Origin of the sequence: Qipengyuania aestuarii (assembly GCF_019711535.1) — a bacterium.
Taxonomy (GTDB): Bacteria; Pseudomonadota; Alphaproteobacteria; order Sphingomonadales; family Sphingomonadaceae; genus Qipengyuania; species Qipengyuania aestuarii.
Genome location: NZ_JAIGNP010000002.1, coordinates 55,242 through 70,659, shown reverse-complemented (window position 1 = coordinate 70,659; position 15,418 = coordinate 55,242). Strand labels below are relative to the sequence as shown.

General features: G+C 60.4%; 10 protein-coding genes and 1 pseudogene. 3 read left to right on the top strand and 8 right to left on the bottom strand.

The window, feature by feature from the left end; translation table 11 throughout:
- Positions 1 to 421: 421 nt before the first annotated feature.
- The 7 genes from K3175_RS05625 to K3175_RS05595 form a co-directional block, all read right to left on the bottom strand.
- On the bottom strand, positions 422 to 1,606 hold the full coding sequence (locus K3175_RS05625; RefSeq protein WP_221542423.1) for a TniB family NTP-binding protein: 1,185 nt from the start codon (positions 1,604 to 1,606) through the stop codon (positions 422 to 424).
- The gene (locus K3175_RS05620) at positions 1,603 to 3,633 is read right to left on the bottom strand and encodes a hypothetical protein (RefSeq protein WP_221542422.1); all 2,031 of its coding nucleotides are present in this window, start codon (positions 3,631 to 3,633) and stop codon (positions 1,603 to 1,605) included. The genes K3175_RS05625 and K3175_RS05620 overlap by 4 nt, the downstream gene beginning before the upstream one ends.
- Positions 3,618 to 4,514 (bottom strand): hypothetical protein, encoded by an 897-nt coding sequence (locus tag K3175_RS05615; protein WP_221542421.1) that lies wholly within the window; start codon positions 4,512 to 4,514, stop codon positions 3,618 to 3,620. Before K3175_RS05615 ends, K3175_RS05620 begins: the two co-directional genes overlap by 16 nt.
- A gap of 203 nt (positions 4,515 to 4,717) precedes the next feature.
- Positions 4,718 to 6,088 carry an efflux transporter outer membrane subunit gene (locus K3175_RS05610; protein ID WP_345719324.1) on the bottom strand — a complete coding sequence of 457 codons (1,371 nt, stop codon included), beginning with the start codon at positions 6,086 to 6,088 and terminating at the stop codon, positions 4,718 to 4,720.
- A complete protein-coding gene (locus K3175_RS05605) occupies positions 6,088 to 7,203 on the bottom strand; it encodes an HlyD family secretion protein (RefSeq protein ID WP_221542420.1) in 1,116 nt (371 codons plus the stop codon). The genes K3175_RS05610 and K3175_RS05605 overlap by 1 nt, the downstream gene beginning before the upstream one ends.
- Positions 7,200 to 8,885, bottom strand: coding sequence for an MFS transporter (locus tag K3175_RS05600; RefSeq protein WP_221542419.1), 1,686 nt, complete (start codon positions 8,883 to 8,885; stop codon positions 7,200 to 7,202). The genes K3175_RS05605 and K3175_RS05600 overlap by 4 nt, the downstream gene beginning before the upstream one ends.
- Complete coding sequence (locus tag K3175_RS05595) at positions 8,882 to 9,511, bottom strand: TetR family transcriptional regulator (RefSeq protein ID WP_221542418.1); 630 nt, start codon at positions 9,509 to 9,511, stop codon at positions 8,882 to 8,884. Before K3175_RS05595 ends, K3175_RS05600 begins: the two co-directional genes overlap by 4 nt.
- A 674-nt stretch (positions 9,512 to 10,185) precedes the next feature.
- Here K3175_RS05595 and K3175_RS05590 point away from each other — a divergent pair.
- Both K3175_RS05590 and K3175_RS05585 read left to right on the top strand, forming a co-directional pair.
- Positions 10,186 to 12,066, top strand: coding sequence for an acyltransferase family protein (locus K3175_RS05590; protein WP_221542417.1), 1,881 nt, complete (start codon positions 10,186 to 10,188; stop codon positions 12,064 to 12,066).
- Between the two features lie 360 nt (positions 12,067 to 12,426).
- A complete protein-coding gene (locus K3175_RS05585; RefSeq protein ID WP_221542416.1) occupies positions 12,427 to 12,975 on the top strand; it encodes a 2'-5' RNA ligase family protein in 549 nt (182 codons plus the stop codon).
- 145 nt (positions 12,976 to 13,120) lie between these two features.
- Here K3175_RS05585 and K3175_RS14155 read toward each other — a convergent pair.
- Positions 13,121 to 13,665, bottom strand: a pseudogene (locus tag K3175_RS14155) (tyrosine-type recombinase/integrase); the annotation flags it as partial.
- Positions 13,666 to 13,972: 307 nt separating this feature from the next.
- On the opposite strand from K3175_RS14155, the gene K3175_RS05580 reads away from it, so the two are divergent.
- The gene (locus K3175_RS05580; RefSeq protein ID WP_221542415.1) at positions 13,973 to 15,373 is read left to right on the top strand and encodes a hypothetical protein; all 1,401 of its coding nucleotides are present in this window, start codon (positions 13,973 to 13,975) and stop codon (positions 15,371 to 15,373) included.
- Positions 15,374 to 15,418 lie beyond the last annotated feature (45 nt).

Here is a 15,418-nt window from a genome sequence, read left to right as displayed (position 1 = left end):
CGAGCGCCCCTTTCAAGGGCTCCGCAAACGTGGCAAGAATTTCTGAGATAGCACTGATGCGTAGGACAGGCCCAGAAACCTTCGGCATTCCAAATCTCTAATCTTATCTCCTGGCTGCACAAACAAGCGGGACAATATCGGTATCCGTCTTTTCGCCTCAGCGATTTGTCCAATCCTTGCAAGCGCCGTAGATTCTTACGCCACCAGGTTTCATTCTGCGGCATATCTTGGTAGCACGAGAGCCCGCTCGGAGGCCTTTGGAAAATCCAGCCAAGTGACTTTGCCGCCTGCAAGATCGAGTGCGTCCCGCAAAAATTACGTAGCTGACCGAGGCCATAAAATCCGTTTGTCTCGAAAACACGAATGACGAACCCCTCGGGCCCTTCTCCGAAGATTGGCGCGCATTTGATCGCAAAATTCGTCATTTCGCAAACGAGCGATCAACCTCAGCGGCTCTGCGGCGGCGCGTGGTTGCCAACTTTCGACGACTTTCAGGTGATGGCAATGCTTGCCGATCATCCATGAGACGTGGGGACGGTAAAGTTTGATTGAAACCATCGTCGAATGGGTTCTGCATGAGCGATTGTGCGGTAACACCGTCTCTGACAACGCCGAATGTTGGCACTTCGAATTCTTCCATGCGCGTGACATGAGCAAATGCCGAACGCAGCAACCCCATGTCGAGGCGAGTATGGCGCCGCGGGTGCAGGCCGGCCAACAGCATTGTGCCGGAGAAGAGCTTCTTAACGTAGCCAGGAATACCCCACGAGGCATAATGAAACCGCTTTACAACGGACGGATCCGTGGGATCGATTGCATCGTCGATCGGCAATTGAACGGAGTTTAGAAAAGACGCGATGATGCTCGCAAAATCCTCGAGATCAGATCCATGATTTGCGTATGGCTCCATGCGCCAACCAGCGTCCCATCGCCTAAGTCGCTGCGGATCGTCGGAGAAGATCGCACTTAGACGCCCAAGCCCAAGCAAACAAATAGCGATCGACCGTGCATTGGGCAGATTCATTCTCGTACGAGAAGCAGGCATGTGCCGATCGCGCAGCCAATCGACAATCGCCTCCGAAACCACTACTCCGGAACGATCTACTACGTATTGAAATTCATCGATGAAAACCGCGTGAACCTGCGCTGCGTGCAGCAAGATATCGACACGTATGGTCTTTTCGGTCGCGCTACCCTGCCACCAGAATGGATCTCCGAGCTCCTGTAGAAACTCGTCGCATATCTTGCTAATTGTGGGCTGCTGCTGCAGCTTTATTGTAAGGTACGGCTTACGCTTGATCTGCCCTGAAGGTCGCTTCGGCACTTTATAATCGCACCACTCTTCTTTCGACGTGCCCTCGTCCCTAAGCCACTCCCAGAGTGTAGATTTACCTATTCCAGACGGGCCACAAATCTCCGAGCAGGGGGCTTCGTCGGCATAAGGCCCGAGATTCACCATCATGTCGGCATAACGCTTTGCTTCGATTAGGCGAGGGTGCCGTACAATAAGGTCATTAACGCCGTCAAAAAGTGCCTTCGCATCTGAAGAGCCGCAGGATTTGTGCAACGGTCTGGCCGTTCGATTTGGCTTCTGAACTTCCGTCATTCTCCGCGCCTTTCTGTATCGAAAGTTGTCAGCCTCAATTTCTGCCTCGGCAAGCATCCATCGTCTTCCGCAGCAGTTTCAGAAAAGTGCGCAGGCGACTGATTTCTGCACTCAAGCTTTCCGTCAGTCTGGTGATTAGAAAGAAGAGTTTCGGTACCAATCCCGAACGCCCGCGCGATCCGCTTTTGACGTTTCAACCCAAGCTGCATTGGGAGGGCAGCGCGCGCGATCTCTTTGAGTTGGCGATCGGATTCTAGAAGCGCCTCCAACTTATCACTACGAAACACTTCGAGGGCTCTATTTCGTACCAATTTGTGGTTATGAAGCGTCCGCCCCCACGCATACTCGTAGAGATCCGCGTCTGCGGAACGCCAGGCCCCGTCAGGTCCGCGCCAATATATTCGCCCCATATGAGGACCTACTTTGACATCGACCGATATGGAGACGCCATGAAGTCGCCGGTACTCCACCATCTCGTCACTGAGGTAAAATAGATTTTCGTAGCGAACTCCCCTGTGATCCAAGGTTCCTTCCCGCAATATTCCAAACACGAGATCTGCTTCTTCTACCGATGGCAGGAACGTGGGCGGAATGCTGGATATCCCCTCCGCCCACTTTTCAGCCGGGCTGCGACGGAAAACGCCAGTAGGCGTCTGCATGTACCTATCGGCTATCCAATGATGCAGTATCCGGACGAATTGTCTCACTCCCAAGCAGGCTTGAGTCGTCGGATCGTACTCACTTGGTTGATCTTGTGGCCTCAATACGTAGCCAGCTTGATCCTCCAGAAGCAAACGATTCAGGGTCTCGTGCATCCCCTCGACTGCACCTTTGAACCACGCGCGATATGGCGGGGCGTAGCGAATATCGATGCTGAGATCCTTTGCGGCAGACTGGATAGTGTCCCCATGCTGCGAGAGGCCATTGTCCAGCGTGATAGAACGGGGAATACCAGCGCACATTGATCCTCGAATGTCGGGGTAGTGCTTCCGCATGTACCCTTTAGGGAGGCAGGCATGCCGGAGTGCTGCCATCGTCGATACATCGCTCATCGGCTCATAGCCGACGTAAAATCCAGGGGGCGCATCTGAGTACCGATCAACGTACCAGCTTAGATACGGACTCCCCAGCGGGATACCGAACTCTTCGTCAACCAGAACAAGCTTCAGGCGGGTCTCGTCATATTCGACCGAGTCCAGGCACGCCGTGGGCTTTTCGGCGCGCGACGCCATGCGGAACTGATTGTCGGCGGCGCGCGCTCCTTTCTGAGCCACTGCTCGGTCGTATGCCGGTAGCTGCTGGATCTTCTGATGAATGTAGCTAGGTGATGGCAACTTCTCTTCGGGCAACTCTTGCCGAAGAGAATTGATGATTTTCTTGGGAGTAATCCGGCCCCGTGCTCCAAGGTGCGTTTGCGCCCTAGAGACTTCAACTGCAGTCGCTAAGGCCTGCTGAACTTTTATTTCGACGACGGGATCGAGATAAGGCTTGCGACCACGATTGCCAAAATTGCCAGCGAGTGCGCTAACGTCCTCGTTTTCCGATAGAAGTTTTCGCCAATTGTAATAGGTTTGAACTGTGACGGGCTTTTGACCGGCCGCGTAACAGGCCTCGTTGATTGCGTTCTGGATCCTCGATGTGAAGACCTTCTCTCCGGTAGCTGGATCGGTAACAATTATTCGCTCGGAATGGGTTCCAAGGCCCAAAGAATCGACGGCTTTTATAACTGAAAGTCGAAGCTCGACACGTACCCTCTCTTTATCGGGCATAGTCGAAAGCGGCTCCGAACTGCGGGGTCGAATGCGAACGTCGAGGCTCTCACCCACAAAAGAAACAAAACGGAGCGTGCCCTCCTCAAATAGAGCCTCCAGTTCCTCCTGGGAATACTCAACTACTGAGCGATCATGTTGATCGAGCAAAGTAAGGGCGGTATGACTTGGATTCACTAATGTAATAAGGAGTATTCGCTCCTCTATCTGGACATAGGTGCCCACTTCGAAAGCGAACCGCCTCACCTGGCGCTCCATGGCGGAATGGGGTCGGCGAAGGGAGTAGGTGAGATTAGGGTCTTATGGTCCAGAGGCTTTCTGATGTTTACGAAAAGTTGCCGATTTAAAATCAGGCGACAAATGTCATTGCGATCTAGATCGGATCGATCTTCGATATCACCGACAGTGGCACCCGCATTCGCTAATGCCACCGCGAAATCAACACGCGCTTGGTCTAGAGGCTTGGTTCCGCGACCACGTAGAATGTCGAACACCGTTTTAGCCAAAGGCTCTTCACGCCGATGCAATTCGGTCAGGACCTCAAAACCAAATCCGTGGGTCGACAATGTTTGCCCGATCTTCTCTAAGAATTCGGTTCGTGGCTCCTTTGAGGCTGTTTGCTCTCGCATCCCTAGGAGAAACCAACATTCGGACTTTCGGGTGACGAAGGTCGAAAGACGAACCCTCCTGTGTCTTCCTCCGTGATCAACCAACAGGCAAATAGGATGCTCAACAAAATCTGCGACGACGGGATCCGCTTCACACGCTTGCAAAGCCCAGAGTTCCGATAGATTGTAAAATTGCATCGATCGGTCCATTTTGTGGCTTTGGAAATAGCCTCTCCAACCCATTTTTGGCGATTGCGCGAGCCGCGGCACTTTGCGTACCGGCGTCAGGTCCTCTCCAGTTTCGAAGTGTGGATGCCGATCTTTGAGATTGAGAGCCGAAATATTGGGTTTTCCGGACGGGTGCCAGCGTCGAATGGTCGATCGCTGAATGATGCTCGGCCTGACAACAACCGGCTCGAATTGCAGCAGATTGGCGAGATATTTCCGCAAATCTGGTGAGGCTTCGCCCCGCGAATCCTCGGCGGGCGCGTCGTGTCTTACCACTGTTCGAATAATGACGTCATAGGACACCACTCCGAGTCGGCAATGGGTATATTACGACATGCTTCCCTCGGAGCGAACTGAAAACGTGAAAGTGATTCAAATTTGTAAGAGCGGGGATTCAAAAAGGGATTGGTAAGCCTATCCGTATGGATTCAAAATTATTGGAGAACGGACCACTTCTGCGCCCCCCTAAATGCGACAATTTCAGCCAGGCCTCGGGCCGGGCCTCGTTACTTCGGGGCTCCGCCTACCGCCTGGTAAAGGCCGACCAGCGCCGTCAGTTCGTCGGCTTTCGCCTGCACCAGCGACAGCTCCACGCCCAGCAGGGCGCGCTGGGCGTCGACCTGTTCGATATAGGGCGTGTAGCCGGCGCGATAACGGTTGCGCGCGTGGCGCAGCGCATCGGCCACCGCCTCCCGCTGGGCCACCAGCGCGGCCTCCTGAGCCTTCAGATTGGCCAGCACCGCCTTGCGGTCCTCCACTTCCCGGAACGCGTCGAGCACGGCCGAGCGATAGGCCCATGCCGCCTGATCCCGCTGCGCCGTGGCGCCATCGAGCTGCGCCTGAAGCTTCCCGCCCTGGAAGATCGGCGCGAGAATGCTGCCGCCCAGCGACCAGACGCCGATCGGGTCTGCAAGCAGGTCGGACAATGCCAGTCCGGCCGATGCCCCGAGGTCGATCGAGGGCATGAAATCTGCGCGGGCGACGCGCATCTTCGCGTCGGCTGCAGCGATGCGGTACTCCGCGGCGGCGACATCGGGGCGGCGGCGCAGCAGTTCCGAAGGGAGAGTCGCGGGGGCGGCAGGCTGACGCAGGTCCGCCAGAGTCCCGCCACGCAGGATGGCGCCCGGCACCTCACCGGTCAGCACTGACAGCGCGTTCTCCTGCCGCGCGATCTGACTCTTCAGCTGCGGGACCAGTTGCACGGCGGCCTGATATTCGGCCTCCGCCTGGCGCAGCGGCAGCTGCGAGGTATAGCCCACTTCAGCCCGGTCGCGGGCGAACTTCACCGCCTCCTGCCGCGCCTGTAGCGTTTCTTCCAGAATGGCGAGCCGCCGATCGAGCGCCAGCAGGGTGATGTAGCCGCTGGCGGTCGCAGCGGTGACCGAAAGGCGCGCTGCCTCCTGCGCCGCCGCGCTCGCCGCGACGCCTGCCTCGGCGGCATCCACGCGCGCGGCGTTCTTGCCGAACAGGTCGAGCTCGTAGGAGGCGCGGAACGTGGGCTGGGCGACCTCGACGGTGCGCGGCTGTCCGAAGGGCGAGACTTCGCGGCGGTAGGCACCTTCCGCGCCCGCGCCGAGGGTCGGGAGCAGGTATCCGCGCGAGCCCAGCTCGGTCGCGCGCGCTTCCTCCACGCGGGCAGCCGCGATCTGCACGTCGGCATTGTTGCGCTGCGCCTGTTCGACGAGGCGCGAGAGCTGCGGATCGCCGAAGGCATTCCACCAGTCGCGTTCGACCGGGGCGGTGACATCGAGCCGAGTGCGCCACTGCGCCGGGGCGGACACAGCCGCTTCGGGAGGGGCGTCCTGCAACGTGGGCGCACAGGCGCTCAGGGCGAAAGCGGAGCTGGCGATAAGAGCGAGAGAACGGCGCATCACCATCAGTCCTCCGTATGAACGGTGGCGACCACCGACATGCCGGGGCCAAGGCGCTTTGCGGCGGCCTGCCCCTTGTCGAGCACGATGCGCACCGCGATGCGCTGCGGCACTTTCACGAAATTGCCCGCACCCGTATCGGGCTTCACCAAGCTGAACTCGCTGCTGGCGGCAGGCGCGATGCTCTGGACGCGGCCCGTCAGCTCCACTCCGCCGAGGGCATCCACCTCTAGCGTGGCCCGCTGGCCGACCGCCATATCGGCGGTCTGCGTTTCCTTGAAATTGGCGACCACCCACAGATCGTCAGGCACAATGAACATGAGCTGCGTGCCGGCGTTGACCAGCTGGCCGACGCGCGCGGCCACTTCACTGAGCCGCCCCGCGCGCGGGGCACGGATCTCGGTGCGCGCAAGTTCGAACTCGGCCAGTCCGCTTGACGCCTCGGCCCCGGCGACCTGCGCTTCGAGCGCGCCGCGGCCGACGCTGACCGAACGCAGGTTCTCCGCCGCAATGGCCCGCTGCGCCTGCGCCTGCTGCACGCCGGCCTGCGCCTGTTGCAAGGCCGCGCGCGCCTGGTCGCGCTCGCGCAGCGAGACCGAGCCTTCATCGACCAGTTCGGCGATGCGATTCATGTCGGCCTGCGCCTTCTGCAGCCCGGCGCGCGCGGAAGCGACCGCGGCATCCTGCAATTTGAGCTGCGCCTGCGCCGAACGCTGGCTCTGCGCGCTGTTGGCTAGCGTGGCGCGCTGCGCCGCCGAATTGGCCGCGCCCTGCCGGACCTTCTCGCGGAACGGAGCATCGTCGATCCGCGCCAGCAGATCGCCCTTCTCGACCCGCTGGAAATCCACCACGGGTACCTCGACCAGATAGCCGCCGACCTGCGGGCTCACCACCGTGGTGCGGCCGCGGACATAGGCATTATCGGTGGTCTGGTCGCCGCCTGCGAAAGGCGGCAGGCCCCAGGCGTAGAGCGCGGCGAGCACGCCGACCAGCAGCAGCAGCACGGCAACCGCGATGCGGCGGCGCGAGGGGTCGGGCGACCAGCCCGTCGTGCGTTCGGGGGCGGCCGTGGTTTCGGCGTCCGTTTCGAGATCGGCCTGCGCCGGGGTTGCTTGCGTCATTGTTTCGTCCTTGCGCGCATGGCCTCCATGAAGGCCAGTTCCTTGGCGAGCGGATTGCGCCCGCGAATCTTGTTGATCAGCCACGGCACGAACAGCGCGGCAAAGGTCACCGCCGACAGCGTGGCGATGAGGAAAAACACGTCGTTGAAGGCCAGCACCGCGGCTTCGCGGCTGATCTCTCGCGAGACATTCGCCATCGCGGTCTGCTGTTGCAGCGCGGGATCGCCCTGGAGCGATGCGACCCTGCGCGCGGCATTGCCGACCGTCTGCGCGAGCTGCTGGTTGGCCATCGTCAAAGTGCTGCCTGCATCGATGAGATGCGCTTTCAGGCGCACCGTGTGGAAGGCGGACAGCAGCCCGATCCCAGCAAGGCCGCCGACCGATTGCGACAGCGAGAATACGGCGATGAAGCTGATGACATAGCTTGGCCCCGCGGCCAGCGCGCGCAGCATGCCTTCCATCATGATCGGCCCCATCGCGAAGACGGCGGCGAAGGCGATTGCGGCCTGCGTCCAATACATGTCCTGCGGGCGGGTGAGCACGCCGCTGCGCGTATCGGCAAAGGCGGCGACGCCGATCACCAGTATCGCGAACAGCACCGGACGCGTGAGATCGCGCGGGTCGAGCCGCACCACCGATAGCGCCACTCCGGCCATCGTCGCGCCGGTCAGGATCCAGAAATAGCTCGTCAGCTGCTGGCTGCCGTAACCGAGGGCCGAGAACAGTCCGCTCGCGCCGAAGCCCTGTTCGGAAACGAGGACGCGCACGGTTGCCCCGATCAGCGCCAGCGCCAGGATCGACCGGCTCGACAGCCAGCTGAGATCGAGCATGGGGCTTTGCCGATGGGCTTCGATCAGGAAACATCCGCCCAGCCCAAGGATCGCGACCACCAGCGCATAGCCGAGCCACGGCGTATCCCACCACTGGATGCGCCCCTGGATCAGGAAGGTGCACAGCGCGCCCACCCCGATCACGAACAGCGCGATACTCGGGATGTCGAGCTTCTCGAAGGTCGGCTTGCGGATACCCGGCGGCAGGCGCAGCGCATAAACCAGCGCGAGCCCGACCAGCGACAGCGCAAACTGGAACTGGAACACATGGGTGATGTTCCCGTCGACCATCAGCGCCGGCGACAGCGCGCGCGTAAGCGGGAAGGCAATCTGCGACAGGCCGAGTGATATCACCAGCCCTGCCACGCGGACGGCGGACGGCAGGCCCTGCATCAGGTAATAGATGGCGAGTGCCGACAGCCCCGCCGCCGTCACACCCGCGACCGCCCGCGCGGCCAGTTCCGGATAGTAACCGGGGCCGACCATCTGCACGAAATTGGCAGCGACCAGGCTCAGCATGGCCCAACGCACGAAGGGCTGGATGCCGAATTCCTGCCGGACGCGGAACAGCAGCATGCTCATCGTCGCATAGGTCGAGTAGAAGGCCACGGTCAGCCATCCCGCCTCGACCGGGGTGAGCGCGAATTCGGCCTGCAGCGCGGGCGCATTGGCAAGCAGGAAGCCGTTCTGCGAGCCGCCGAGCAGCCCCATGAAGATCCCGATCGCAAAATAGATCGCGCGGCGCGCGTGCGGATGATCGGGATTTGCGGGAGAACCCGGGAGGATCGGCATCTCGTGGGGCTTGAAGCGATAGCCGCCCACGGTGTCGACGAAGTGAGGGTGCTCGCTCATAGCGCCAGCGCCCCTTCGACCAGCGTGGCCTCGAGCGCGGCGGCAAACTCCGCATCGCCGGCAATCCCGTCGACAAGCTTGCCGAGACGCTCACGCCGCACGACAGAGCTGGCGGCGCAGTAAATGAAATTGGCCACGCGGAACTGGAGATAGGCGGGCGGATCGGCACGGTCCTGTGCGGCTGCTTGCGCCAGCTCGTTGAAGTGGCGGTGCAGAGGGAGCGACAGCGTCTCGAGCAGCCATTGCGACCGGTCGCTGTCGAACGTGATATCGCGCAGCAGCAGCCGGGGGACTTCGGGGCGCTGGAGAAGATGGGCGAGGAAGGCCCGCGCCGACCGGTCGAGCCGGGCCTGCGCATCCATCTCTTCGGCATCGGCCAGCACCGCCTCCAGCGCCGCGCGCAGTTCGCGCCCCGCCTGCGCGACGATCGCCTTCCACAACCCTTGCTTGCCCCCGAAATGATACGAGATGAGCGCCACGTCGACCCCCGCATCCGCCGCAATCTCGCGCATGGAGGTCGCGTCGAAACCCTGCGCGGCGAACCGATCCGTCGCCGCGCGAGCGATCGCGCTGCCGGTATCCGTATCCGTATTGTTGGGGCGTCCACGCCCGCGCCGTTCATTCATGTACCGTTCCTTGTGCGATGCAACATAAGCGATCGTAATTTTATATTCAATAGTCGTTGAATAATGGTGGTTGGACGCTCGTTTACGCCGTGGGGCGAGCCGTAATTTTGTCGCCGCATATCGTAGCGTGGATCGGCGCTATTTACGGCCCCGGCGCCGCTATCCTTACGCTGGCCGCCCTGACTTGCCTGCGTTATCGACTGATACGCAACGGCATGGAGCGATACTCAAGGAGCTAGGCGACCGGCGCGAGGCCCGGAACGCTGACCACTCGGCAGAATGATCAGAATATCGCAAACCGCCGAGGTCGAAAAAGATAGCGCTCGCAACTGACCCGTCCCCGGAGCGCCGAGATGTCGGTCTTCAACGACCAAAGCTGAGCACCGCAGTCGAACGTCCGCACGAGCGGGTTCGGTTGCTAAAAGCGGACAGTCTGCCGTCGGCCCAAATCTTGTCAGTTTGCTACGCATCCAATGTCGGTCATTCCGGCTAATCCGGTGGATGCCCGAAAGCGGCCGTTCGTTTCTACCGATGACAATTCGAACCATGCCACTTTTATTCACTGCCGTCTGCAGCTATCTGCGCGCACTGCGATTGAGCCTTAAAGCGTCGCGATCCGCTGCCCGGCAAGGCCGCCGACACCCATCTATATCTCGGGACAAAGTTCAACATACATGCAAGCACCGTCTCATATAAGAGAGAACCACCGCTATCGTCCCGATATCGACGTCCTTCGCGCCATCGCGGTCATATCTGTGGTGCTGTTTCATGCGGGTGTCGAAGTGGTGGCCGGCGGCTTTGTTGGCGTGGACATATTCTTTGTCGTATCGGGTTACCTTATTTCGAAGCACCTTATCGAAGAGGCGGCGGCGACAGGCCGAGTGGACATACGGGATTTCTACCGCCGCAGATTGCGCCGCATCGCGCCCGTTCTGCTGACGGTTCTGTTCGTCACGGCGATATTCGCGTTCCTGCTGCTATTTCCCGCCAGTCTGGAAAGCTTCGCGATCAGCCTGCTGTCCTCGCTCGGTTTCTTTTCGAACATCTATTTCTGGCAGGAATCGGGGTATTTCGCCGCGCAGGATTCCAGCATTCCGCTGCTACACACATGGTCCCTTTCGATCGAGGAACAGTTTTACCTCTTCATCCCCGTGCTGATCCTCTTCTTGGCGCGGTGGAAGAAGGCCCTATATTTGTGCCTGCTGCTGGCCTTCGTGCTCTCGTTCAGCCTGTCTGTCTGGCAAAGCCCCCTGCGGCCGGGCGCGTCGTTTTACCTTTTGCCAACCCGGGTGTGGGAGCTGCTGTTCGGCACGCTGACTGCGGTTCTGGTAATCGAGCGTCCACGGATGCTCGACCGGTTGCCCGCTGTGGCACTGGCCGTAATCGGCTTCGGCGCGATCACCTGGTCGCTGTTCGCCATCGACGAAGGCATGGCGTTCCCAGGCTGGGTCGCCTTCGTGCCCTGCCTGGGCACTGCGCTGGTCATTTTGTCAGGAAGGGACGCGATCCCATGGATCTCGCGCGTCCTGGCGCAGCCGCCCGTGCTGATGCTCGGCCTAATCTCCTATTCCCTGTATCTCTGGCACTGGCCCGTCATCGTCTTTCAGAACTATCTTTGGCCCGATGCAGAAGGATTGATCGCGATCGTCCCAGCGATCGCCATCCCGGTCGCGCTGGCTTTTGCCAGCTATTACTTGATTGAAGTACCGACCCGCCGGAAAAGCTTCTCCTTCCTCGCGCTATGCCGGGTGAGCGCGGGCGGGACCGCCGCGTTGCTGGCAACGGCCGCGGTCGCTTTGGTCTTCGCCGGATTGCCCCAGCGCTTTCCCGCAACGGTAAACCGGCTGGCAGCGGCGGCGGCGGACGGGCCGGACATTCCCGATCGCTGCCTACTGGGAGATCCCGACTGCCGGCTGGGTGCGGATGGAGAGGCGCCTAGCGCAGTGGTGATCGGCGATTCCTACGCCGCGGCCTTGGCCCCCGCCTTCGACGCAGCGCTGGAAGCGAAGGGGATCGCGGGGGCATCCTTCCACCAGAATTCGTGCAAGCCGCTGGCTGGATACAGCATCGCCGACGGATCACGGATCGATGCTCGCAACTGCCTTGATCGCAACATGAAAGGCCTGCGTCGAGTAGCGCAGGATCCGGCGATCAAGACGGTCTATCTCGTCTCGAGGGACTTTGAGGTCGATGGCAGCCTCGACCTGTTGGCGCGCACTGTCGCGCTGTTCCGCTCGGCCAGCAAATCGGTCGTGGTTCTGTACGGTCTGCCCAAGCTGAGCCGGGGAAGCGATCTGCCCCTCGATCTCGCTCGGGCGCAAGCATTCGGCTTGCCGGCGCCGATCCTGACGCCTGATCGCACTGCCGTCCGCAAGATCGAGGCCTTCGCCGCGCGGGAGCGGGGCGCGATGTATATCGATCTGGAGGACGCCCTGTGTTCGGGGGAGGAGTGCGCCGAAACCTTCGAGGGGCAGTCGATCTATCGCGACGGCGGCCACTTGACCCGCAGTGTCAGCCGAGCGCTGTTTGGTGATTATCTCGCCGATCGGCTGTAAGTGGGCGAGACGAAGCGGGAGAAGCGTCACCGTTCGCCTGAGGCCACTACAGCCGATGGCCTTCCCTCCTAAAAAGCAGCACCTGAAGGACCGTTTTCCTGAAGCTCTCTGCCACAAACCTACCAGTCCGCAAGCGAACCCATTGCGGTCGTTCAACAGATCGGCACGGCGCCCCAAAACCTGCCGTTAATTAGGCGCAATCTTTCTCGTTTCTCTGTCTTCAGAGGCCATTTCGGGAGAAGAGCAGCTCGGATCGCTGTCGGCGCGATCGCCAACCGTTCGTCCCGCTTTAGGTTCAATCCGAAAAGCGTCTGGACCGTGACGTTGTGGACGGCATCAGAGTAGGTTTCAGATCGTTCCATGCCTTTTGGGATCAACATACGGGCCAGTGGTTATGCGGCCCCTTTTTGGGCGCTGGTCGATCAGGCGGCCTCCTTGGAAGTGCAGCCTACCATCCGTGCCCTCGCCTATGCACCGCATATTACCCTAGCAAAGTATGATGTGGATGCCGGCGAGATCACAACCGCTGTGGACGCGCTCGCAAAGACTCCCAGCCTATCGCTCACGTTCGATAAGCTCGGATCGTTCGATCCCGGCTTCCTGATCCTTTGGGCGGCACCTAGGCCGACGCAAGCGTTGCTCGAGCTGCACGCCTGCACACACGCTTTCATCGATCCGTCACGATGCAAGCTACCATACCGTCCGGGACATTGGACGCCTCATTGCTCAATCGCCCTGAGAGTGGCCGATAATCGTCATCGTGATGCGCGTCGCCTGTTGGCATCCAAATTCAAGCCGTTCACGCTGACCTTCGACGTGGTGGACGGAGTGGCATCCCCACCAATCACGATACTGGCAGAGCGGGCATTAGCGAATGGTGCCGATCAGAGCGGCTTAGTCCGCAAATGAACAACCTTTCCTCAATTATCGATTCTTTTTGGGAAAGGCGTCCCGCAAATTATTGCCGCTTTTCGCCTATCCCAACCCAACACCAGACACTCGCAGAACCACCCCATATCGGTCGATCAGAGATGCCGAGCGACCGCTTCACCGGCTAGATTTCAGTTGATTCCGCTAAGAGCAACGCGTCTTCAACGTCGACGCCGGGGTGGCGCCGCGTGTTGTCTATTTTGTGTGCCCCAGCAAGATCTGGATAGCTCGGATATTGCCGGTTGCCCGGTAGATCATGGCCGCCTTCGTCCGGCGCAACGAATGTGTCCCGTGTTCTGCGTTGAGCAGTCTGATTTCCGTTACCCATGGGATCGACACGGCTCGGGAAAAGATAATCGCTCGTCGAGCCGCCTCGTTTGTCAATCCAAGCTAGCTTAGTGGCTCGAACATCGGCGGTGAGTTCGAATTGCACCGGTCGATTTGTCTTTTGCTGGATGACGGTTGCTCGGTTGCGGATGTCGGCGCCCGCAACGACGTCACCGATCTTAGGCGGATCGCATCCACGCAGCTTGCTGTCGCCAGTTAGGTTGAAAGGAGTTTGTCCTTCAACCGCCCTGCGCGATCAAGATGGAAGCGGATCGCCTAAATTCGCTTCTGCGTTAGCGGACGCTTCGTTCCAACATTTTTGCCAGCGTTCCAAGCCGTACGATGCCGCGTATTTGTATCAAAACGCGACTGCCCTACTGTATTTCTCTGCGGCCACCATCGGTCGAAGAGTAAACACTAGGAATCCCATCCGGACAGACCGTCATCAGAGGCACTGCAACTGAAAGCATCATTCGAATAAAATATTGTATTACGTTGGACGCTGCCTATAAACGGAGCCGAAACAATCGGGGGTGAGGTTATACTTAAACCGTCATTCGACTAAGCTGTTATATTAAGTTGGCCGCTGTCTACAAACGGCACCGAAACAATCGGGGGTGAGTATATGTTGCGCGTCTTGGGCGCCTTGATGGCAGTGTTGAGCCTCGGCGCATGTGTCACCGGACCCACGCGGATCGCAGGAGACGCGGTTTCGCTGAACCAAGACGTCGCGAGTACGGAGAAGCGTTTCATCCTTCTCAATATCCTGCGCGCGGCCGCAGGAGAGCCGGCATTTTTCGCATCCCTTTCGAATATCGATAGTCGCAGCCGCGGTGACCTGCTGCTGGCGGGCGAAGTGCCCGTATCGTTCGACGCCGATGATCTGGCGTTCCTACCTGGCCTGAACATCGAGGACAGTGCTCCGCGTTACACGCTCTCCACTCTCAACAGCGCGAATTTCACCCGCGTTATGTCTCGGCCGATGGACCTGGGCGTTTTCGAACGACTCCTTTCGCGCCGCTACGACCGGGAGCTGCTGCTGACGCTCATGATCGGCGAAATCGGCTGGGGCACGCAGCCGCTGGTCAATGATCCCGATCTGGCAGGCCCCTCGGCCGTGCGGCGGCGTATCCGCCTGCTTGCCGCGCTTGGCTTGGGTACCGAGCCGCTGCTGGGCGACAACACCCTGTTCGAAGACATGGAGCAGGACGATGTGCTCGAACTGATTGAGGAACAGGGCATCGCTTCCTCACGCCTCTCGATCGTGCCCGACCGCCAGACGGGCGGCTTCGACGTGATCGGTGAACCCGGCGGCTTTCGCCTGTGCTTCCGCCGCCCGCCGGTGCTGGACATAGCGCGGCTTAACGAACAGCAGAGCGCCCGAGTGATTGACCTCACCTGCCGCTCGTGGGTCGTGTCGCAGCTAGGTCGCGCGAACCTAGGCGGGCGCGACCTCAAGAAGCTGAGCCGCCCGCAGAAGCGCCGCCTGCTGGAAAGCATCCCGGAACAGATCGAGGAGGGCCGCCGCCTGCTCGAAGCGATCGACGAGACAGAGCGCGTGGTCGGAGACGAAGTGTCGCTGACCGACCTACTCGATGGCCTCATCGCACAGTCGGAAAGCGGCGAGGACGATGGCGTGGGGGAGCAGGAGCTGGGCCGGTTGGAGAATTTCGGTGCCTTCGCGATCAGCATGCGCTCCCCGATCGAAGTGATGGACTTCGTTGCCGGCCTCTCGCGTCCCGATCTGGCCCTGCGTGGCGTCGCGGACCGCCGGGCGACCCGTCCCGACACCGCCTATCGTGGCGATGCGGCGCGGTGCTGGACACAGCAGACCGCGTCCGACTGCGGGGCGCGCACGGTCTTCCACCTGCGCGAAGGCGAGGCTTTCGACGCGGTGCCCTATCGCGGTCGCGACTGGCATGTCCTCAATCGCCTGGACGACCCGCAGGACCAGTCGAGCGAAGTGCTGGCAGTCATCGCCTTCATGCAGGCCCTCGCAACCCAGGCAGACGAGCTCGACGACGTGCCGCGCGTCACCGTGCTGCCATGAAGGCAATCCATACCTCGACTTGCGACATCATACGCAAAGGCGGCC